This is a genomic window from Shewanella sp. Arc9-LZ (genome assembly GCF_010092445.1).
Lineage (GTDB): Bacteria > Pseudomonadota > Gammaproteobacteria > Enterobacterales > Shewanellaceae > Shewanella.
Genome location: NZ_CP048031.1, coordinates 3312810 through 3334023, shown reverse-complemented (window position 1 = coordinate 3334023; position 21214 = coordinate 3312810). Strand labels below are relative to the sequence as shown.

The window sequence follows — 21214 nt, the reverse complement described above, 5'->3', positions numbered from 1 at the left end:
AAACATCACGAGAGAAGTATGCAGCTATTTTTGATGCGCCATGGTGAAGCGAGTTTTGATGCTCTGTCCGATAGGGAACGAAAATTAACTGAAACAGGCCGTATTCAAACTGGCTATATGGCTAATTGGTTAGCAAAACAGGTCAGCCATTTTGATTTGGTGATTGTGAGCCCTTATTTACGTGCGCAGCAAACGTGGCAAGAAGTCAGTAAACACTTAGCTGAACCCCGTAAGTGGTTAGTAGTTGATGATGTGACTCCCTCTGGCGATGCTAAAGTGGCGATAGATGTTGTGTTGGCTTATGCCGAGCAATATAAAGCTGATAATGTATTGGTTATAGCACATATGCCAATTTTAGGATTTATGGTCAGCGAGCTTGTGGCGGGGGTTGAGCCACCTTTATTTGCTACCTCTGCGGTGGCTCACATAGACAAACATACGCATAACGCGAGTTTTGTCGCAATGACGGCACCACATCAAGTTGTTGTGTAATGACAATAACGTTTTGAATCACATCTGAATAAAAAAAGGTAAGTGATTACTTACCTTTTTTATGTTCGCGCTTATTTCTTCGTATTAACGTCGGTGAGGCTGTTCACCAATATCAATTAATACCAATAACGCGGCATCGCCACCCCATTCTTTGGGTGCTTGGTGAAACGCTTTTACGTTTGGGTGTTGTGCTAACCACATTGGTGTTTGCTGTTTTAAAATACCCATTCCATAGCCGTGCATTACGCAGCAACAAATCGTGTTTTGCTTAACACATGCTTGGATAAGTGCGGCTAATTCAAGTTTGGCTTCTGCTTGACGCATGCCATGCAAATCAAGCAACAGGTCCGGAGAATAGTCACCACGCCTTAAGCGTTTTAATTCATGCTTATCTGTGCTGGTATTAATCCAACGCATAGGGCCATCTACCGGCAGAAGCGGCTGATATGTATCCGAAAAATAGCTATCAGCATGAATCTGCTGTTCTTTTATTTCGAACTGTTGTTTGGCTTTGACAGGCTGTTTAAAGTGGTGAGTATCTTGCCTTAGCGGTTTGATACCCTCGATTAATGCACTAAACAGCGATAAGTCTGGATAATTATCGTCTTTCATGGGCGTATTGTATTGAATTCTAGGTCATCTTAATAGACATCAGTTACAATAGCGCAGAACAATTTTTAAGGAGTGTGTTTTGGATAAGATCTTTGTAGATGAAGCTGTCACTGAGTTACGTACTATCGCTGATATGTTACGTTGGGCTGTCAGCCGTTTTAATGATGCCAATATTTATTATGGTCACGGAACGGATAATGCTTGGGACGAAGCCATTGCATTGGTTTTTGATGCTCTACACTTACCAGAAGATATCGGCCAGCAGGTTATTTTAAGTAACCTGACCAGTAGTGAAAAACACAAAATCGTTGAATTAATTATTCGCCGTGTACGTGAACGTTTACCGGTACCGTATTTGACCAATAAAGCCAAATTTGCGGGTCTTGAATTTTATGTTGATGAACGCGTACTGGTTCCGCGTTCGCCGATTGCCGAAATGATCAATCATCATTTTAGCCCATGGTTATATAACAAACCGGTTAATCGCATTATGGATTTATGCACTGGCAGTGCTTGTATTGCCATTGCTTGTGCCTATGCGTTTGAAGATGCTGAAGTTGACGCATTAGATATTAGCGAAGACGCACTTGAAGTTGCCCAAATTAATATTGAATCTTTGGGCGTGTTGGATCGTGTTTTCCCGATGCAATCCGATTTATTCTCAGCGATTCCAAAAGGCCAGCATTACGACTTAATTGTGTCTAATCCTCCATATGTAGATGCACAAGATATTGGTGATATGCCTGAAGAGTATCATCACGAACCTGCTATTGGGTTAGCGTCTGGCAATGATGGCTTAGATTTAACCAAGCGTATCTTAGCTAATGCGGCAGATTATTTAACAGAAACGGGTTTGCTAGTCGTTGAAGTCGGTAATTCAATGGTGCATTTGATTGAGCAATATCCTGATATGCCATTTGCTTGGGTTGATTTTGAATTTGGCGGTGATGGCGTGTTTGTATTAACCCGTGATCAGCTAGTTGAAAATGAATCACTTTTCGCCATCTATAAAGATAGTGAATAATAGCGACAAGAATCGCACTCAATGAAGTGAATAATTAATAGAGGTAGTTAACGCGCATGTCAGGAAATAGTATTGGTCAAAACTTTGTTGTTACAACATTTGGTGAAAGCCATGGTGTTGCTTTAGGTTGTATCATTGATGGCTGCCCTCCAGGACTGGAGTTAACCGTTGAAGATATGCAACATGATTTAGACCGTCGTCGTCCTGGCACGTCACGTTATACAACGGCACGCCGTGAAGCTGATGAAGTAAGAATTTTGTCAGGAGTGTTTGAAGGTAAAACCACTGGCACCTCTATTGGTTTGTTGATTGAGAATACCGATCAACGTAGCCAAGACTATTCAGATATTAAAGACACGTTTCGTCCTGGTCATGCAGATTATACCTACCAACAAAAGTATGGCATGCGTGATTACCGTGGCGGCGGGCGCTCGTCTGCACGTGAAACGGCAATGCGAGTTGCCGCAGGTGCGATAGCAAAAAAATACCTCAAGCAAGTGCACGGCATTGAAATTCATGGCTATCTTGCTCAGCTAGGACCTATTAGTGCTGACACTATTGATTTGACTCAAATTGAGCAAAATGCATTTTTCTTCCCTGATGCCAGTAAATTAGAAGCATTAGATGAGTACATGCGTGGCTTACGTAAATCTGGTGATTCAATAGGCGCCAAAATTACTGTTGCAGCCACTGGTGTTCCTGTGGGATTAGGCGAACCCGTATTTGATCGCCTTGATGCTGATATCGCGCATGCGTTAATGGGCATTAATGCCGTTAAAGGTGTTGAAATTGGTGATGGTTTTGGCGTTGTTACTCAGAAAGGCTCTGAAGGTCGTGATTTAATGTCACCACAAGGTTTTGCATCTAACCATGCAGGTGGCGTATTGGGCGGCATTTCATCTGGCCAACCTGTTGTGGCTCATATTGCGCTAAAACCTACCTCGAGCATTAGCGTACCAGGTCAAAGCATGACAGTGCAGGGCGAAACAATCGATATGATCACCAAAGGTCGTCATGATCCTTGTGTGGGTATTCGCGCCGTGCCTATTGCTGAAGCGATGCTCGCGATTGTATTGATGGATCACTTGTTAAGACATCGTGCGCAAAACCAAGATGTTACTAGTCAAACACCCGTTATCGGAATGCGATAATGTCCTCATTGAAACCCGCTGAACCAGATTTACGCTGGCTCAGCGCTTGTTATTTCTTTTTCTTTTCTATTCTTGGCATCATGGTTCCCTATTTGGGGGTTTTCTTTGATAGCCGAGGTTTCAATGCCCAAGAGATAGGTTTTTTGTTGGCCATTTTAATGGCCACTCGAATTGTCGCGCCTAACGTATGGGCGGCTGTAGCCGATCGCACTGGTATGCGAGCAGAATTGATAAAGCTTGGCTCCTTTGCTGCAGCGATTACCTATACCAGTTTTTTCTTCGACGGCAGCTTCATGTATCTTGCGGTTAGTTTAGCCATATACACTTTCTTTTGGAATTCCATTCTTGCTCAGTTAGAAGTGATTACGTTAGAAACGCTTGGTGATAAAGCTGAACGTTATGGTGCCATTCGAAGTTGGGGCAGTGTTGGTTATATTATTTTGGTGATAAGTGGTGGATTAGCGATTGATCACTGGGGCCCCGAAGTGTTGCCTTATATGGGGATGATACTGTTTTTAGGTTTGTTTGCTTGCTCATTGCCTTTACCCGCTAACCGTAGTGTTGTAGTCAATAAATCTGAGCGTCCTAAACTTACATTTGATAAATCATTAGTGTGGTTTATGCTATCTGCAATGTTATTGCAGATGAGTGTCGGACCATTTTATGGTTTTTTTGTATTATATCTAAAGCAGGTTGGCTACTCTGAGACCATCGCTGGAATGCTAGTTGCCTTAGGCGTGCTAGCTGAAATTGTTATTTTCTTTTATTCATCCCGTCTTATTCGCCAATACGGTATTCGAGTATTGCTTGTGGTGAGCATTCTGTTAACTGCCATTCGTTGGTTATTGTTGGCATTTGGTGTTGAACACGTTTCATTATTGGTCATCAGCCAACTATTACATGCTTTCACTTTTGGTTTAGTCCATGCCGCTTCAATCCATTTCATTCACCGTCATTTTTCCATCAGTCATCGAAGTACTGGCCAAGCGTTATACGCCAGTGTCAGTTTTGGTGTGGGTGGCGCATTAGGCACGTGGATAAGTGGCATGATTTGGGGTGATGGTAGTAGCACTATGTGGGTTTGGGTATTTGCGGCAGCTTGTGCATTTTTATCAATGATAGCGGTATTGCTTATCCCCAATATTAATGGCCAACCAGCGACTAATACATAATTGGTTAACTAGGTCATTCATTTACTCTTCATTTTTAGACACAGAAGTTATGTAATCAGCAAGGAGTCAGTGTGAAACGTTTTCGCTTAGGGGTAATCATTAATCCATTAGCTGGCCTTGGAGGCAGTGTCGGTTTAAAAGGCTCTGACGGCGTTGCCGTAGAAGCTATTGCCAAAGGTGCTATTCCCAAAGCACAACAACGCATGCAACAAGCTCTGGATGTCATTTTACCTTTCGTTAAACAAATCGATATTATTACTGCATCTGGTGATATGGGCGGGAGCTTATGTCGTCAAATGGGTTTTTCGACTCAAGATGTATATACCGCGTTAGAAACAACCTCAATTGAAAAAACGTCTGCAATAGATACCCAACAAGCGGTTAAATGCTTACTCGATCATCAATTAGATTTGTTACTGTTTGCTGGTGGTGATGGTACTGCCCGCGATATTTATGCCGTGGTTGATGATTCATTTCCGGTGTTAGGTGTACCAGCTGGTGTTAAAATTCACTCGGGTGTATACGGTATTACCCCGCATGCTTCTGGGCTCGTTGTCAGCATGTTACTTAAAGGTGAACTCGTGAGCTTAATGTCTGCTGATGTAATGGACATTGATGAGATCGCGTTTAGGCAGGGGATTGTAAAAGCGAAACGATTTGGTGAAATGACGGTTCCAGCTGCGCCACGATATATACAAGCAGTCAAAATGGGCGGTAAAGAAGTTGATGAATTAGTGTTGGCCGATATTGCCGCCGATGTGATTGAATCAATGGACGATGAGCTTTATATCATGGGTTCAGGCAGCACCGTAGCGGCAGTCATGGAAGACCTTGGTTTAGAAAATACTTTGCTTGGTGTTGATGTTATTCAGCATAAAAGCGTGATTGCTAAGGATGTTACCGCGCAACAATTACTCGCGTTGATTGCCGATAAAAAAAGGTATTCTAGCGTCAAGCTAGTGATTACATTAATCGGTGGGCAAGGGCATATATTGGGTCGTGGCAATCAGCAGTTGTCACCGGAACTGATCCGGCAACTAGAAAAAGACAATATTTTAATCCTGGCCACAAAAACTAAGCTAAAAGCACTTGAAGGTAGGCCATTAATTGTGGATAGTGGCGACCCTGAATTAGATAAAGCACTCACTGGCTATTACAAAATAGTCACGGGTTACCATGATTACGTAATGTATCAAGTAGCCAACCCAGATTTAGTGGAGAACTAGAACATGTTAGAACAGTACGATGCAGCATTAGAGTCTTGGATTGAAGACAGTGTTAGCCACAGCGATGACGATGCGTTATTTGCTTGTGGTTATTTACAAGGCCACGTCGCCGTTGTATTAGCTGAATTAGAAGTCGAACCTGAACAAGATTTACCTGCACTTGATCTAAAGTTGGTTAAATGTCTTGCGTTGGCAAATGAAGAATTAGATGAACATGATTTTTCATTAGTGGAAGCTGCATGGCAGCAGTTACGTCAACGTATTGTCGCTCAAGCGGCATAACCCGGAATAGATAAACAGCTTTTATGGTAAATTCCTCATTGCAACAAGTCACTATAGGTTTAGTTAATCCCAAAACGCCGGTCAATGTTGGCGGCATTATGCGAGCAGCTGGTTGCTACGGTGTTGATAACGTTTGCTATACAGGAAAACGTTATGAATTGGCGGCTAAGTCGGGTGATGCTCAATACGATGTTGACACTAAAGATGCTGCCAAGCGTATTCCTTTAATTGGTGTTGAGTCATTACTCGATAGTGTGCCTGATGGCGCAACCATAGTCTGTGTCGATCTTGTCGTTGGGGCGACTCCGTTGCCTTTATTCTCTCATCCAGATAATGCCTTTTATATATTCGGTCCGGAAGACGGCACTATTCCACAGCAATTAATTGATGCTGCTGATGATGTTGTGTATGTACCGACTGTAGGGTGTATGAATTTAGCTGCATCTGTGAATGTTTTGCTCTATGACCGGTTGGCTAAAACGAGTCAAATTAAAGCTGATGATGAATTAATTAAGCAAAGTCGTGACAATAATAATCGCACCAAAGTGAAACACTGGTTGAAGTCACTTTGATGAAATAACCGTATTGCACTTTAGATAATGCCGAATGAGAAATCATTCGGCATTTTTGTTTACGCGTTGTTGCGCACAATCGCCGACAGCAATACTCGTCAATAGAAAAACCAGTGTTGTATGATTGAATGGTCAATATATTACTGTTGTATCATCTAACCCCAGAGCATAAACATTTCAAATAGAAGCTCGATATCATGGTTGTTGTTTAATGTTAGATATCAAATCAGTGATATAAATATTAAATATCAGTGGTTCAAAGCTTGATGAAGCGACTTATGTGGTAGACATTAGACATTAGACATTAGACATAGGAAAGGCAATCGCCATTCATGATGATGTTTTCCATAAAGTTAACTTGTCACTATTTAGCTTGATGGCTTGGTAATGAATGCCTCTGAATCCGGCTTTAGTTAAGCATACACATTAGAAATCAATATTAGGAATGCATAGATGTCGATATTAAAGAAACTGTGTCAGTGGCTACCGTTTGGAAAAGTACCCGAAATGAGCGCCCAAGAATTACATAAACGACTTCAGAAGAATGATATTCAGATTGTAGATGTTCGCTCAAAAATGGAATGGCACAAGTCGCATGTTGAAGGCTCTAAAAACCTACCTATCACGTCGCTTTCTATTGATACGATAAAGCAGCTTGAATTATCACCAGAGATAACAACTGTCGTGATATGTCTCTCTGCCCATCGCAGTATCCCTGGGGTTAGAAAACTTAAACAGTTTGGATTTACTGATGTATATCAACTTGAAGGTGGGATGCTGAGTTGGTGGAAATTATCGCTACCAACATCAAAATAACGCACTAGAAAGAGACTCAACTGATGACGTTAATATTTTTGGGGCTGGGGATATAAATGTCGTCTGGGCTCATAACAGCTTTTATTTTTTGAGTCCGGCGAGTGACATTAATCATTTCATACTCTGGACGAGCTATAAAAATTAATTAAGATGTGAGATTGAGATTAAAATATAAAAATAGGGGCACGATAAAGATATAGTTCTAGGTGCAGATAATTAAAGCAGGGGAATTAAAAGGAAAGGTATAACAATAGAAAATGGTTGCGGGAGTAGGACTTGAACCTACGACCTTCGGGTTATGAGCCCGACGAGCTACCAACTGCTCCATCCCGCGTCCGATAAAACGCTATCAATTATTTTAATTCTATTGACGAAAGAAATGGTTGCGAGAGTAGGACTTGATAAAAAAACTACGACCTTCGACTCTTTATTGATAAAAATCTAAGCCCGACAAACTACCAGTTACTATATCCTGCGTCCGAAAACACTATCAATTATTTTTATTCTATTGACTAAAGAAATGGTTGCGGGAGTAGGACTTGATAAAAAAACTACGACCTTCGACTCTTTATTGATAAAAATCTAAGCCCGACAAACTACCAGTTACTATATCCTGCGTCCGAAAACACTATCAATTATTTTTATTCTATTGACTAAAGAAATGGTTGCGGGAGTAGGACTTGAACCTACGACCTTCGGGTTATGAGCCCGACGAGCTACCAACTGCTCCATCCCGCGTCCGATAAACGCTATCAATTATTTTAATTCTATTGACTAAAGAAATGGTTGCGGGAGTAGGACTTGAACCTACGACCTTCGGGTTATGAGCCCGACGAGCTACCAACTGCTCCATCCCGCGTCCGATAAACGCTATCAATTATTTTTATTCTATTGATTAAAGAAATGGTTGCGGGAGTAGGACTTGAACCTACGACCTTCGGGTTATGAGCCCGACGAGCTACCAACTGCTCCATCCCGCGTCCGATAAACGCTATCAATTATTTTAATTCTATTGACTAAAGAAATGGTTGCGGGAGTAGGACTTGAACCTACGACCTTCGGGTTATGAGCCCGACGAGCTACCAACTGCTCCATCCCGCGTCCGATTGACGCTGCTTTAATTCATCTTATTAAACTGGCTAGTTAGCGTGTTTAACGGTCTGCTTCAAAGCGGGGCGAACTATAGCGATCCCCGTTTATATTTGCAAGTAAAATCTAGGCGATAGCTATTTGTTTGCTGGTAAAATAAGCGAGTCACTGCTTTATCGTACGATATTGCCAAATTAACCCAAAAATAAGGGATTTTAACCGTCCATTTCGATAAGTCGTTGGGGTTATGTGTTTGAGCAGGTATAATGCTGCACTGAATTTTGCGTAACCGATGACTGACTAATACATGTTTAATTTTTTTGCTGCAGCCCCAAAGGGTTTCGAATATAGCCTTGCTTCTGAACTTAAAGAGTTCGGAGCAACCGACGTTAAAGAAAGTGTTGCTGGAGTATATTTTTCTGCTTCATTAGAGCTGGCTTATCGCATTACATTATGGACTCGTTTAGCGAGCCGTATCGTATTAGTCATCTATAAAGGAGCTTGTGATTCTGCAGAGCAACTTTATAACGCAGCATACTGCATTGATTGGCCATCGCATTTTTCCCATAAAAAAACCTTCAGTATTGATTTTCACGGCACGGGTGGTTTCATTAATAACACTCAATTTGGTGCGCTGAAAATTAAAGATGCTGTAGTTGACCGTTTTCGTGATGATGGTACTCCTCGTCCCGATGTAGAACGTGTCAATCCAGATTTTAAAATTGATGCCCATTATCGTAATGGTCAACTGACTATTTCAATGAATTTCTCAGGCGCTTCTTTACACCAACGCGGATACCGTTCAACTACGGGTGAAGCACCATTAAAAGAAAACCTCGCTGCCAATATGTTGGTTCGCAGTGGTTGGCAAGCTAATCCTATTACTGTGCTTGACCCATTTTGTGGCAGCGGCACGGTATTAATAGAAGCGGCATTAATGGCTGCTGATATTGCGCCTGGACTAAAACGTGAGAAATTTGGTTTCGAAAATTGGCAAAGTCACAATAAAGCAATGTGGCAGGTTATTTTTGACGAAGCTCAAGCGCGTGCAACCTTGGGCAAAACTCGTTGTAAGCTTAAATTTTACGGTTCAGACATCGAACCTCACCTGATTTCTATCGCTAAGCGCAATGCTGATAATGCTGGTGTTGCTGAATTAATTGAATTTAGCGTGTCAGATGCGCTCGATGTAACACCTCCTGTAAGTGAAGGCTTTTTGATTTCTAACCCGCCTTACGGTGAGCGTTTGGGTAATGTTACTGAGCTTTTACAACTTTATTACCAACTCGGTGATAAGTTTAAAAAAGAGTTTGGTGGCTGGAAAATAGCTATGTTGTGCAGTGATGTTGAACTTATATCATCGCTTAAACTAAAAGCTGACAAGCAGATGAAAATGTTCAACGGCGCATTAGAATGTGCTTTTAACATTTATACCTTACACGCCAACAGTACCCGCCGCGACGTGCCTGAATTGCCTGAAGGTGTTGATATTATCGACATTGCGCCAGCATTTGCGAATCGTATTAAAAAGAATGTTAAACAGTTTGAAAAATGGGCTAAAAAAGAGCGCATAGACAGTTATCGTTTATATGATGCTGATTTACCTGAATACAACGTCGCCATTGATAGATACGTCGATTATGTTGTTATTCAAGAATATTCAGCTCCAGCAACTATTCCTGAAGCGGTGACTAAACGCCGTATTAGTGATGTGCTATTAGCCTTGCCTGGGGCGTTAGGGATTCATCCTGATCGTATCACCTTGAAAACTCGTGAACGTCAGAAGGGTGCTAACCAATATCAAAAAATTGACGAACGTAAAGTTGAAGTTATCACTGAAGAATATGGTGCTAAATTTAAACTTAACTTAACCGGTTATCTCGATACAGGTTTGTTCCTTGATCATCGAGTTACACGTAAACTGGTTGGCGATAAATCAAAAGGCAAAAATGTCCTTAATTTATTCGCTTACACTGGGTCTGCATCAGTACATGCTGCGATCGGCGGAGCTAAATCAGTTACTACCATCGACATGTCTAATACCTACATCAATTGGGCCAAAGAAAACTTTGCCTTAAATGGTTTGTCTGGCGCTAAATACGACTTTATTCAAGCAGACTGTTTGCAGTGGATAAAAGATAATAGCCATCAGAAATATGAACTCATTTTTATCGACCCACCGACGTTTTCAAATTCAAAACGTATGGAAGACAGTTGGGATGTGCAACGCGATCATGCAGAGATGTTAGGTGGCTTGATTAAGCTACTTTCTCCAAATGGCGAGCTTATCTTCTCAAACAACAAACGTAAATTTAAAATGGATATCGAGGCGTTGAACCAAGCAGGTATCGACGTGACTAATATCGACCATTTATGTTTACCGCTGGATTATAAACGTAATCCACATATCCATAATGTTTGGCTACTGACTCATGCTAAAAAATAGTTCAGTCGCCTATGTGCTATTTCACACCGAGGGTTGTCATCTGTGTGAAATAGCTCAAAAATTGGTTGATCAAACCGCAATACATTATCAGCACATCGATATTTGTGATAACGCATCACTTGCAGAGCGTTATGGCATGAGCATTCCTGTATTTGTACAGGGCGAACGTGAGTTATTCTGGCCTTTCGATGCCGCACAATTACAAGAATTTTTAGGAGTTTAGATTGAGTCTGGTACGCATTAATAATGGCTCGTTAGCCTACGGTTACATTCCTTTGCTGCTAAATGCAGATTTTACCATTGAACCTGGTGAGCGCGTGTGTATTGTTGGGCGTAATGGCGCCGGTAAATCAAGTTTAATGAAAGTATTATCAGGTGATGTATTACTTGATGATGGTGAGTTTAATATTGCAAATGACGTTAACGTCAGTCGTTTACAGCAAGACCCTCCTAAAGCAGAAACCGGATCGGTTTACTCTTATATAGCAGCGGGTTTGAAAGAAATTGGTGAAGCGTTAGAACAGTATCATCAATTATCACACGATGTTGCAGATGCTAATCCTGAGCAGATGGATCGTATGCTGAATCAAATGCAACGTCTTCAGGAAGTGTTAGATCACAATGACGGCTGGCAATTAGATTCACGCATTATCCAAAACTGTCAGTTGTTAGGTCTAGATCCGGATAAGCCATTAAATGAATTGTCTGGTGGTTGGCAGCGTAAAGTGGCGTTAGCTCGTGCCCTTGTTGTTAATCCTGATTTATTACTGCTTGACGAACCTACCAACCATTTAGATATCGATACCATTGAATGGTTAGAGCAATTTTTATTAAGCTTTAAAGGCGCTATCGTATTTGTAAGCCATGACCGTGGTTTTATTCAAAGAATGGCAACGCGTATCGTCGATTTAGATCGTGGTGTAGTGGTCTCATTTCCAGGTAACTATCAAGTTTATTTAGATGGTAAGCAAGAATGGTTACGAGTTGAAGCTGAGAAAAACGCTCATTTTGATAAAAAACTTGCCGACGAAGAAACCTGGATCCGCCAAGGTGTTAAAGCGCGACGTACTCGAAATGAAGGTCGTGTTCGAGCGTTAAAAGCACTACGTACCGAACGTAGTGAACGCTTAAACCGTCAAGGTAACGCCAAAATGTCGGTATCTGATAACGAACGCTCTGGTAAGTTAGTATTTGATATTAAAAATGTTAACTATAATTTGCCTGATAAAAATTTAGTTAAAGATTTCAGTACTACTGTCATACGTGGTGACCGTATCGCGTTAATTGGCCCAAATGGTTGCGGTAAATCAACGCTAATCAAACTGTTAATTGAAAAGCTGCAGCCTCAATCTGGCGAAATTAAAGTCGGTACTAAGCTAGACGTTGCCTATTTTGACCAGTATCGTGAAGCGCTTGACCCAGAAAAAACAGTAGAAGAAAACGTTGGTGAGGGTAAAAGTACCGTCACAATTAATGGCCAAGATCGCCATATTCTTAGTTATCTACAAGATTTCTTATTCTCGCCAATGCGTGCTCGTACTCCGGTAAAAGCACTTTCTGGTGGCGAGAAGAACCGTTTGTTATTGGCGAGATTATTATTACGCCCTGCCAATTTAATTATTCTCGATGAACCAACAAACGATCTTGATATTGAGACGTTAGAATTGTTAGAGTCACTGCTTGCTGATTTTGCTGGTACATTACTTATCGTGAGCCACGATAGAGCATTTATCGACAATACCGTTACCAGCAGTTGGTGGTTTGCGGGCAATGGACAATGGGCTGAGTATGTTGGTGGTTACCAAGATGCTGTTGCTCAAGGTGCAAAGTTTTATTCTGAGGAACCTGTTGCAACTAATGTTGTCCAACCTACCGCAGTGGTTGAAACAAAGCCTGTCAGTATCCCTGAGAAAGCAGTCAAAAAACTGTCTTACAAATTGCAAAAAGAATTAGATACGCTTCCGAGCCAAATGGAACAGCTCGAGCAAGATATTGCCCAATTGCAGCAAACCATAGCGGGTGCTGATTTTTATAATCAACCGCAGGATTTGGTCAATAAAACACTGCAGTTGTTGGCAGAAAAAGAACAGAATTTAGAAGTTTGCTTCGAGCGATGGGAAGAGCTTGAGTCACTGAAGTAAAGCATAATAAAACAGGAATAGTTACATGAAGTTAAAGTTTGATAAAGCCTTATCCCTTGTTGCGATAGGTGTATTAAGTGTGATTGGAACAGTTCAAGCTGCGCCAGTATATGAAATTGTTAATATTGAAGATTTCGACCTAAATGGCACTATTGACGGTACACGTAATGGCTATGCCATGGCGGTGAACAGTCAAGATGAAGTTGTCGGTATTTCAAAAGGTAAAAAGAAACTTAGTACCGAAGACATTGAAGGCGGCATCATTGATGTTGAAGATGGTATTTCTGATGCAGAAGAGATTACCTATTCAGTATTAAAGCCAATAGAGGCAAATAACTTCACTGTCACTACCAGTGCAAATGCCGCTGAAGGCGCTTGGAAGCCTTCATTTTATAGCCTAGCAGGTACGACTAATCCTACTGATGTAGACAGTGATGGTGAACTGGTTGTTAATTCAATTGATACCTTCTTCTATGGTCTTAACAGTAATGGCACCAAAGTGGGTGCTTATACCGGTGAACAAAAGACCTTGGCTTATGAAGGTACAAGCACAACACAAGAGCTTTGGTATTATCGTGATTTTGAACTTCGTGCCATTGCAGTAAAAGATGATGTTGAATTTTCATTGCTACCTCCTTACACAACCTATGTTCGTGAACAAGATGCTGACACTAGTGCAGCTACCGTTGAGTTAGGTGGTTCGTCTGTTGCAGCCGATGTAAATGAAAATAATCTTGTTGTTGGTTATGGAAGTACCGCATTGGCTTCATCAAGTGTTGACCGTGTAGATAGCTGTATTACAAGCGCAGAAGACACTGATGCAGATAATCCTACGCCGCTCGCTATTTGTGTTCAAGATTCTCAGTATCCAGACACTAACAGCCGTCGTTATATTATTTATCAAACACGCGCTTTAGTATGGGATTTAAATAACATAGACGATGCCGGTGTACCTGAGCGTACTGAATTACCGTTAGGCTTAACCCCTGCAACGGATTCAACGCTAATTTACACCGCCCAAGCATTAGGTGTTAACAGCGATGATGATGTGGCTGGCCGCTCACATGTTTATCGTAATGGCGACACCGATAAATTATATTTTGATGCTGCTTACTGGAAAAAGAATGCCAATGGTGAATATCAATATAATTGGGTAGATATGGAGAATGAAGTCACCAGTTCTATCGCATATGATATTAATGATAATGGTATTTTAGTCGGCAGTTATCGTAAATATATTGGTGGCTATTTGCGTGATAAATTCTTCACATTAGACACTAATAATCCTGAACAAGGAATTGTTACGCCGAATGACTTCCAAACCACATTGTCAGATTTAAGTAGCAAACCTAAAGATATCAACAATAAAGGACAAGTTGTCGGTTATGTTGAATCAACTTACGACAAAGAAAAGCCTCGTCCAAAAGTGGGTTTCTTATTTGAAAATAGTACTAGCGAATTTTCTAATTTAAACGATCTCCTTACCTGTGGTTCTAAAGGCTATGTACAGAATACTGATGGAGAGTGGGCTCGTCATCAAGTGAGTATTCAAGATGGTACTGGTGAAATATTAACTTATAACACCGATATTCAAGTTGTAGAAGCCAATAGCATCAATGAAGACGGCACTATTGTAGGGACTGCGTTTATTCGTAAGCCACAATATCAAACCGATGCAACTACTGGTAATGTGCTTGTCGGTGAAAATAATCTACCGCTATTTGAATTAGATGGGAACGGTGCTCCAGTAACAGCATATTTGCCGCGAATGGTTATTTTGAAACCAACCTCTGGTGAAGCATGTACGACTTCAGACACAGTTGAAGAAGTGGCTTATGTACGTCAAGGTGCAGCCAGTTTTGCTTGGTTATTCACTCTGCCATTATTATGGTTGCGTCGCAGAGTAAAAAAATAGGCTTAACTGTCATCATAGACTCAGTGTAGTCACCGTCATCTAGCACCTCAAACAGGGGGTAGTCTAGAACCATAAAAAAATCGAGGAAATATTCCTCGATTTTTTTTTAACCTAATTCTCAATACCTTAATAAAAGATCATTAAAATGATGGTTTTTTTTGGTTGATTTTGGTTAAAAAACGATCTATTTCTATATGCAAGGCTTCAGCTTTATCATGTCAAAAAGAAGCCTGTTACTGAAGAGGACTCATGCATGAAAAGACAGAAAAGAGATCGTTTAGACAGAGCATTTTCAAAAGGATTTCAAGCCGGAGTAGGAGGGCGCTCTAAGGAGGTTTGTCCCCATTCGAATCTGGATTCACGGTCTCAATGGTTAGGCGGATGGCGTGAAGGTATTGACGGTCGTCTTAATGGCCTATTTAACAAGTAGTACTTAATAAGTAACACTTAATAAAATGCCCTCACGATGTATATCGGAGGGCATTAAGCTACATTTTCAACGTATTTCGAAGTAAAGTGGCGTTAACTAGAACGTCGATGTATCGCTGAAAATACCTACTTTTAAATCAGTTGCTGAGTAGATTTGACGACCATCAACTTCCATCGTGGCATCAGCTATACCCATAACCAATTTTCGGTGAATTTTGCGTTTAATATTAAGCTTGTAAGTCACTTTCTTTGCATCAGGTAATACTTGGCCGGTAAATTTCACTTCACCCACGCCTAATGCTCGACCTTTACCTTCAGCGCCTTCCCAGCCTAGGAAGAAACCAACAAGTTGCCACATGGCATCCAAACCTAAACAACCAGGCATTACTGGGTCACTGATAAAGTGGCAATCAAAAAACCATAGATCGGGTGTGATATCGAGTTCGGCAATTATTTCACCTTTACCAAATGCACCACCATCTTCATTTATGGTAATGATACGGTCAATCATCAACATATTGTCGACAGGTAAGCGCGGTCTATTTGGGCCTAAAAGATTGCCATGACCACATGCGACAAGTTGCTCTTTAGTGAAACTATTAGCTTTTTCCATTTAAATCGATACCACTTAATTGACTGATAATACTAACAAGATAGCGAACACGTGTAAGCTAAACAACTCCGATCACTAAATAATGTGCAATCTAGCTAACAATTTAGCAAAAAAGTTCAGTTCCACGTCGTCATCATCTTGTCCGGCTAATTTATCTAAACGTTGTTGTACTAATCCGTAAAGCGTGTCTGGTGCAAAGTCGTTATCTTCATTCGCGACTCCAGCAGGCATTTGCATCAGCAGTTCAACTGCTTGATCCATATGCTCAATTGCATGGATATGAAATAATCCTTTATCAATGGCTTCAATCACAGCAGGTTCAAGATTTAGCTGTAATACATTGGCCTTAGGCATAATAACACCTTGTTCACCCGTTAAACCGCGGCGTTGACATAAATTAAAGAAACCTTCAATTTTCTCATTCACACCACCAATCGCTTGTACATTGCCAAACTGATCTAATGCGCCTGTAACCGCTAAACTTTGGATAATGGGTTGTTCAGCTATCGCAGACATTAAACAGCAATACTCAGCTAGTGAAGCGCTATCACCATCAATTTCTTGGTAAGACTGTTCAAACACAATATTTGCATTCAAATGAAGAGGCGCGTCACGACCAAAAATACGGTACAAGCAAGCAGATAGGATCATCATGCCTTTTGCATGAATATTGCCACCCAACTCTGATTTTCGTTCAATATCTGCCACTTCGCCATCACCATAATGCACTGATGAGGTAATACGGGCAGGCTCACCATAGGTATAATCGCCAGTATCAATAACCGTAAGGGCATTAATCTGACCTACCATAGCGCCTTTAGTTGGCAGGTTTATAAAATTATCATCAAAACTTTGAGCAGAATATATTTCAGAGCTATTGTGACGGAATTTTAATTTTTCCAGTGCTTTAGCTATAGCTGCAGCATTCAATGTAGCTTGACCTGAATATACCTTTGCTTGACCTAATAGTTGCCTAAACTCCAACATACTTAAACTTAAGCGTTGTTGATGTTCAACCAAACGAGAGCTATACCAAAATAACGGTAACAAACTTGATGGTTCTAATTCAACAGATTCTGCTTGGGCAAGCACGTTCAACCATTGCACATAAGACGATTCAGGATGCTGTGTTAGATCAACTTCATTACTCATTTCAGCCAGCAAAGGAAAATGGCGATTAAAATTTCGGTCTTCAACTCTAAGCTGGCTATACGATAAACCAGAGCCCACAAGTACAATTTTACAATTCAGTGGAATAGGAGTTAACTCATTATTAATACGATAAAAGCCATCGTGGATAATTTGCATCAACAAATCCCACAAACTCTCGCGCTGCCATAATGATGCTAAGCAAATAAACACGAAATGATTTTTGGCTAGTGCACCAGGTTTATAAACACTGGATTTATCCGTTTTAAGCATTCTACCGAGCAAATCAGCACGGCGAATAGTCCCTTGTAAATAGCAGGACAATGATTCTTGTTTAGCGATAATGCCGACATGTTCAGGAGGGAGTGTTTGTTGCCACTTAAACTGAATATCTGCATCTTCTTGCTGTTTTTTAGTCGCAACAAGGTAATGACTTGAAGGCGTGTTAGCTTGAGTTACCAACGCATCAATAAATAGTGATCTATCTACCCCTAAAAAATCAGCAAGAAATAAATGTTGCGAATTTGTTTTGCTCATTAATTTGAATGTTTCAACCACTCGTTCTTGACCAAGCAGTATATGACTTGGAAAAGAAACTGAAGTCGATGCATCAGGTAAATGATATTGAGGAGCGAGTTTGGCACTAGGCAGTAGCGTTGAATTCATATAGTGGTAATTTAGCTGCGACAACGAAAAATAATGAGATGATATTAGCATAAAGCACCACAAAAGCCTTAGCAGATTCAACTCTTCTAGCTTACCTGGATGTTGTTGAAGTGATTCAAGTCCATAAAAGAGTCGCCAACGAGTTTTGTGTTGATTAAAAAAGTCTCGATGATGACAGAAATATGAGCATGCTGATTAAATGCTATGCACTCAGGTGTTTTTTTTAACTTTATGGTTTACAAGCAAACGAGTTACTTATATTATTCAGCCCGTTCGGAGGGATGGCAGAGTGGTCGAATGCACCGGTCTTGAAAACCGGCAACGGTTTATCCCGTTCTAGGGTTCAAATCCCTATCCCTCCGCCACATTCAAATAAAAAGGCCTTATCGAAAGATAAGGCCTTTTTATTTGGGCGTAAGATAGGACTCTGAACCCCGGGTTTCTCTTTATGAAAAGTAAGCTATCCATCCTCAATAACAGTTTTGAGTTTTATCTGCATTAACTGAATACTGTGAGCATTGATACCGAAAACGGCGACAAGGCACCACAAATTGCCAGCGCAGGCTGTGCGTTTAAGTATCCCCTCCAAAAAACACAACACATCCTCATATTTGATTGCTATCAAGTTTCTCTGCTGTGCTGAATTCCGTAGGTGACCGATAGGTTACTAATTCAAAAATAGTTTTTTGATGTTTCGATTGAAGTTGATGAATTGAGTACATCGAGCAGAGCTGTCGCCAAAGCAATGGAAATGAGCTATGTTACTTGTTCAGAGGATGGGTGGCACAGTTTTTTTCTACCGTTTAGGTCTTGGATATAGTGTAAAAAATTGAAGCTCTAATCTCATTTTGTTTTTCGTTTTATTAATATTTTTTTCGCTCATTAACTAAGTGATTTGCTTTGATACTTAATCAAGCTTACCTTATATTAAAGAATATCTGTTCGTTAAAACTGTTTTAGTATTGAAGTTAAAAAACAGTAATAAGTAGACTTTTGTGATTGATTAAAAGGCAAAAAGTTCTTATTTACAAAAGCTGATTAATCCATAACTTTTTATCCCAAACAGTATAAAGGCCATGCACAAGAATACGATAAGCCAAGAGGTTAATGAGTTAGTTTTAGATGCGACTAATGTTGGCGTCTGGGATTGGCGTGTTGAAAATGATGGTCTTGTTTGTAATGAACGTTGGGCTGAGATTATAGGGTATACCTTATCGGAGTTAATGCCTGTTGATTACCAAACTTGGCTAGATGTATTGCACCCAGATGATTTGCCTAGGGCAATTAAAAATTATGATTACCATTGTCAAGGCCAAAGCGAACTTTGTGAGTTAGAAGTTCGTATGAAACACAAAAGCGGTCATTATGTTTGGGTATTGTCTACAGGCAAAGCTATTGCATGGGATGTTGAAGGCAAGCCGACACGAATGATTGGCATGCACCAAGAAATAACCTTTCGTAAGCGGCAGGAAGAACTACTTGCAACCACAACCGAGTTATTGAGAGAATCTCAAGAGATAGGCAAGCTAGGTGGCTGGCAACTCAACTTGCATAACGGTGACTTGATTTGGACAGATGAAACTTACAGAATTTATGAAACAACTCCGCAAGAATATATTCCTACCGTTGAAATGGGGGTAAGTTATTTATTACCCGATTCCAAAAAATTATTCCAAGAAGCGCTTGATGCTGCGATTCAACTTGGCGAAGAGTACGACTTAGAGCTTGAAACTTATACCACCAAAGGACGAAAGATTGACGTTAGAACGACTTGTCATATCACGTATGTCGATGGTGTTGCTGAAAAATTAAGTGGTATATTTCAAGACATTACCGACGAGAAAAATAATCAACGCAAACTTGAAAAAAGTAATCAGGTATTAAAAGAAGTAAATGAGAAGTTAAAGTTTGCAGCCAACTATGATCCACTAACACATTTGCCAAACAGAAATTTGTTAGCTGATCGAATGCAGCAAGCGCTTATCAAAGCGCAGCGTAATAGCAAACAAATAGCTATAGCCTTCCTAGACTTGGATGGCTTTAAAGAGGTAAATGATGCTTACGGTCATGATATAGGAGATGAGTTTCTTTGCCTTGTTGCAAATAGGTTTAAAACTGCAATACGAGAGGATGATACTCTTGCCAGGTTTGGTGGCGATGAGTTTGTTTTGATTCTTGATGATTTAGACTGTCATCATCAAGCAACAGAAATATTACAGCGAATACTTTCTTCAATTACAGAAATATTTATTATTGAAAATAAGCGCCTTTCTATAACTGTGAGTATTGGCGTGACATTTTTCCCACAGGATAATAGTTACCCAGACATACTTATTCGTCATGCTGATCAGGCTATGTATAGGGCTAAAGAGCAGGGAAAGAATTGCATTCATGAATTTGACTTTGAAAATGATGTAGCGATAAAACTCCAGTATCGAGAGTTAGAATACATAAGCAATGGATTTAATAACAATGAGTTTTTGTTATTCTACCAACCCAAAATTAATATGGAAACTAATGATATTATAGGTTTAGAGGCCCTTATTCGTTGGCAACATCCGACAGAAGGTCTTTTGTCACCCTTTCGCTTTTTGCCCTACATTGAAGAAGAGCCTCTAGCAATTGAGTTAGGTAAATGGGTAATTGACCAGGCAATAAAGCAGCATAATGAATGGCGACGCTTAGGAATAGTTATACCTATCAGTGTCAATGTCAGTCCATTACAACTTCAGCATGAAGATTTCATTAAACAATTAAATGAAATCTTATTTCTCAACACGAGTTTTCAAGCGGGTCAGCTTGAATTTGAAATTTTAGAATCCAGTATTATTAAAGATACTCAGCACATCGCTGAGGTTATTAGTCAATGTAAACAGTTAGGGATACGTTTTTCGTTAGATGATTTTGGTACGGGGTTTTCATCTTTAAGCTATTTGAGAAAGTTAAAGACTGATGTTATAAAAATAGATCAATCTTTTGTCATTGACATGTTAGATGATATGGATGATCAAGCCATTGTAAAAAGTGTCATTGAATTATCGAAGACCTTCGGTCGTTCTGTGATAGCAGAGGGGGTTGAAACCCAAGAGCATGGTCGGCAATTACTCAAAATGGGATGTCAATTAGCACAAGGTTTCGGTATAGCAAGGCCAATGCCAGCAAGCTCAATCCCTGAGTGGATTAATTTATGGAATACGTCTCCTCCTTGGATTTGTAAATGAGCTTTATGAGTTAGTCTTTAGTGTGTGTTGATCTTTGTGTGAAAATCATATGAAAGCTATTTTTCAACAACTGTAACCGTCATCTGCGCTTATAAAGTAGTAGGTTATCGATCTCATGTGTTCACCTAAAGTCATGTACGAGATAATAATATCACCTCTATTTAGGTGGCCAAAATAACTATGCCACTTGTATCTCTA

Annotated in this window: 17 protein-coding genes and 6 tRNA genes; 15 read left to right on the top strand and 8 right to left on the bottom strand. The window is 40.4% G+C overall.

Annotation, left to right across the window (positions count from 1 at the left end; translation table 11 throughout):
* Nucleotides 1-18: 18 nt before the first annotated feature.
* Nucleotides 19-492, top strand: coding sequence for a phosphohistidine phosphatase SixA (gene sixA / locus GUY17_RS14250; RefSeq protein WP_162023530.1), 474 nt, complete (start codon nucleotides 19-21; stop codon nucleotides 490-492).
* 84 nt (nucleotides 493-576) lie between these two features.
* Here the strand turns inward: sixA and smrB are convergent, their stop codons facing one another.
* The gene (gene smrB, locus GUY17_RS14245; protein WP_162023529.1) at nucleotides 577-1104 is read right to left on the bottom strand and encodes an endonuclease SmrB; all 528 of its coding nucleotides are present in this window, start codon (nucleotides 1102-1104) and stop codon (nucleotides 577-579) included.
* Nucleotides 1105-1183: 79 nt separating this feature from the next.
* On the opposite strand from smrB, the gene prmB reads away from it, so the two are divergent.
* From prmB to GUY17_RS14210, 7 genes are all read left to right on the top strand, one after another.
* The gene (prmB, locus tag GUY17_RS14240; RefSeq protein ID WP_101086598.1) at nucleotides 1184-2128 is read left to right on the top strand and encodes a 50S ribosomal protein L3 N(5)-glutamine methyltransferase; all 945 of its coding nucleotides are present in this window, start codon (nucleotides 1184-1186) and stop codon (nucleotides 2126-2128) included.
* Between the two features lie 56 nt (nucleotides 2129-2184).
* Nucleotides 2185-3279, top strand: a complete 1095-nt coding sequence (gene aroC, locus GUY17_RS14235; RefSeq protein ID WP_162023528.1) for a chorismate synthase — start codon at nucleotides 2185-2187, stop codon at nucleotides 3277-3279.
* On the top strand, nucleotides 3279-4451 hold the full coding sequence (locus GUY17_RS14230) for an MFS transporter (protein WP_162023527.1): 1173 nt from the start codon (nucleotides 3279-3281) through the stop codon (nucleotides 4449-4451). Before aroC ends, GUY17_RS14230 begins: the two co-directional genes overlap by 1 nt.
* A gap of 71 nt (nucleotides 4452-4522) precedes the next feature.
* A complete protein-coding gene (locus GUY17_RS14225; RefSeq protein WP_162023526.1) occupies nucleotides 4523-5677 on the top strand; it encodes an ATP-NAD kinase family protein in 1155 nt (384 codons plus the stop codon).
* Nucleotides 5678-5680: 3 nt separating this feature from the next.
* A complete protein-coding gene (locus GUY17_RS14220) occupies nucleotides 5681-5959 on the top strand; it encodes a YfcL family protein (RefSeq protein WP_059744468.1) in 279 nt (92 codons plus the stop codon).
* A 23-nt stretch (nucleotides 5960-5982) separates the two neighbouring features.
* The gene (locus tag GUY17_RS14215) at nucleotides 5983-6531 is read left to right on the top strand and encodes an RNA methyltransferase (RefSeq protein ID WP_162023525.1); all 549 of its coding nucleotides are present in this window, start codon (nucleotides 5983-5985) and stop codon (nucleotides 6529-6531) included.
* Nucleotides 6532-6984: 453 nt separating this feature from the next.
* Nucleotides 6985-7347, top strand: a complete 363-nt coding sequence (locus tag GUY17_RS14210) for a rhodanese-like domain-containing protein (RefSeq protein ID WP_162023524.1) — start codon at nucleotides 6985-6987, stop codon at nucleotides 7345-7347.
* Between the two features lie 258 nt (nucleotides 7348-7605).
* Here the strand turns inward: GUY17_RS14210 and GUY17_RS14205 are convergent.
* From GUY17_RS14205 to GUY17_RS14185, 5 genes are all read right to left on the bottom strand, one after another.
* Nucleotides 7606-7681, bottom strand: a tRNA-Met gene (locus tag GUY17_RS14205).
* Nucleotides 7682-8009: 328 nt separating this feature from the next.
* Nucleotides 8010-8085, bottom strand: a tRNA-Met gene (locus GUY17_RS14200).
* 45 nt (nucleotides 8086-8130) lie between these two features.
* A tRNA-Met gene (locus GUY17_RS14195) sits at nucleotides 8131-8206 on the bottom strand.
* 45 nt (nucleotides 8207-8251) lie between these two features.
* A tRNA-Met gene (locus tag GUY17_RS14190) sits at nucleotides 8252-8327 on the bottom strand.
* Nucleotides 8328-8372: 45 nt separating this feature from the next.
* Nucleotides 8373-8448, bottom strand: a tRNA-Met gene (locus GUY17_RS14185).
* Nucleotides 8449-8743: 295 nt separating this feature from the next.
* Here GUY17_RS14185 and rlmKL point away from each other — a divergent pair.
* From rlmKL to rmf, 5 genes are all read left to right on the top strand, one after another.
* Nucleotides 8744-10882 carry a bifunctional 23S rRNA (guanine(2069)-N(7))-methyltransferase RlmK/23S rRNA (guanine(2445)-N(2))-methyltransferase RlmL gene (gene rlmKL, locus GUY17_RS14180; protein ID WP_162023523.1) on the top strand — a complete coding sequence of 713 codons (2139 nt, stop codon included), beginning with the start codon at nucleotides 8744-8746 and terminating at the stop codon, nucleotides 10880-10882.
* On the top strand, nucleotides 10869-11105 hold the full coding sequence (locus GUY17_RS14175) for a glutaredoxin family protein (protein WP_059744475.1): 237 nt from the start codon (nucleotides 10869-10871) through the stop codon (nucleotides 11103-11105). The genes rlmKL and GUY17_RS14175 overlap by 14 nt, the downstream gene beginning before the upstream one ends.
* 1 nt (nucleotide 11106) lies before the next feature.
* Complete coding sequence (locus GUY17_RS14170; RefSeq protein WP_101086605.1) at nucleotides 11107-13023, top strand: ABC transporter ATP-binding protein; 1917 nt, start codon at nucleotides 11107-11109, stop codon at nucleotides 13021-13023.
* A gap of 25 nt (nucleotides 13024-13048) precedes the next feature.
* Complete coding sequence (locus GUY17_RS14165) at nucleotides 13049-14938, top strand: DUF3466 family protein (RefSeq protein WP_101086606.1); 1890 nt, start codon at nucleotides 13049-13051, stop codon at nucleotides 14936-14938.
* A gap of 253 nt (nucleotides 14939-15191) precedes the next feature.
* Complete coding sequence (gene rmf / locus GUY17_RS14160; RefSeq protein ID WP_011638106.1) at nucleotides 15192-15368, top strand: ribosome modulation factor; 177 nt, start codon at nucleotides 15192-15194, stop codon at nucleotides 15366-15368.
* A gap of 96 nt (nucleotides 15369-15464) precedes the next feature.
* Here the strand turns inward: rmf and fabA are convergent, their stop codons facing one another.
* Complete coding sequence (fabA, locus tag GUY17_RS14155; RefSeq protein WP_011638105.1) at nucleotides 15465-15980, bottom strand: bifunctional 3-hydroxydecanoyl-ACP dehydratase/trans-2-decenoyl-ACP isomerase; 516 nt, start codon at nucleotides 15978-15980, stop codon at nucleotides 15465-15467.
* Nucleotides 15981-16055: 75 nt separating this feature from the next.
* Nucleotides 16056-17795 (bottom strand): AAA family ATPase, encoded by a 1740-nt coding sequence (locus tag GUY17_RS14150; protein WP_162024375.1) that lies wholly within the window; start codon nucleotides 17793-17795, stop codon nucleotides 16056-16058.
* A gap of 275 nt (nucleotides 17796-18070) precedes the next feature.
* On the opposite strand from GUY17_RS14150, the gene GUY17_RS14145 reads away from it, so the two are divergent.
* Both GUY17_RS14145 and GUY17_RS14140 read left to right on the top strand, forming a co-directional pair.
* A tRNA-Ser gene (locus GUY17_RS14145) sits at nucleotides 18071-18160 on the top strand.
* Nucleotides 18161-18871: 711 nt separating this feature from the next.
* Nucleotides 18872-21016: a bifunctional diguanylate cyclase/phosphodiesterase gene (locus GUY17_RS14140; protein ID WP_101086609.1), complete on the top strand. Its 2145-nt coding sequence runs from the start codon at nucleotides 18872-18874 to the stop codon at nucleotides 21014-21016.
* Nucleotides 21017-21214: the final 198 nt, after the last annotated feature.

Coding starts and splice junctions, on each gene's coding strand:
- sixA (WP_162023530.1), top strand. CDS start 19: ATGCAGCTATTTTTGATGCGCCATGGTGAAGCGAGTTTTGATGCTCTG.
- smrB (WP_162023529.1), bottom strand. CDS start 1,104: ATGAAAGACGATAATTATCCAGACTTATCGCTGTTTAGTGCATTAATC.
- aroC (WP_162023528.1), top strand. CDS start 2,185: ATGTCAGGAAATAGTATTGGTCAAAACTTTGTTGTTACAACATTTGGT.
- GUY17_RS14230 (WP_162023527.1), top strand. CDS start 3,279: ATGTCCTCATTGAAACCCGCTGAACCAGATTTACGCTGGCTCAGCGCT.
- GUY17_RS14220 (WP_059744468.1), top strand. CDS start 5,681: ATGTTAGAACAGTACGATGCAGCATTAGAGTCTTGGATTGAAGACAGT.
- GUY17_RS14215 (WP_162023525.1), top strand. CDS start 5,983: ATGGTAAATTCCTCATTGCAACAAGTCACTATAGGTTTAGTTAATCCC.
- GUY17_RS14210 (WP_162023524.1), top strand. CDS start 6,985: ATGTCGATATTAAAGAAACTGTGTCAGTGGCTACCGTTTGGAAAAGTA.
- rlmKL (WP_162023523.1), top strand. CDS start 8,744: ATGTTTAATTTTTTTGCTGCAGCCCCAAAGGGTTTCGAATATAGCCTT.
- GUY17_RS14175 (WP_059744475.1), top strand. CDS start 10,869: ATGCTAAAAAATAGTTCAGTCGCCTATGTGCTATTTCACACCGAGGGT.
- GUY17_RS14165 (WP_101086606.1), top strand. CDS start 13,049: ATGAAGTTAAAGTTTGATAAAGCCTTATCCCTTGTTGCGATAGGTGTA.
- rmf (WP_011638106.1), top strand. CDS start 15,192: ATGAAAAGACAGAAAAGAGATCGTTTAGACAGAGCATTTTCAAAAGGA.
- fabA (WP_011638105.1), bottom strand. CDS start 15,980: ATGGAAAAAGCTAATAGTTTCACTAAAGAGCAACTTGTCGCATGTGGT.
- GUY17_RS14150 (WP_162024375.1), bottom strand. CDS start 17,795: ATGAATTCAACGCTACTGCCTAGTGCCAAACTCGCTCCTCAATATCAT.
- GUY17_RS14140 (WP_101086609.1), top strand. CDS start 18,872: ATGCACAAGAATACGATAAGCCAAGAGGTTAATGAGTTAGTTTTAGAT.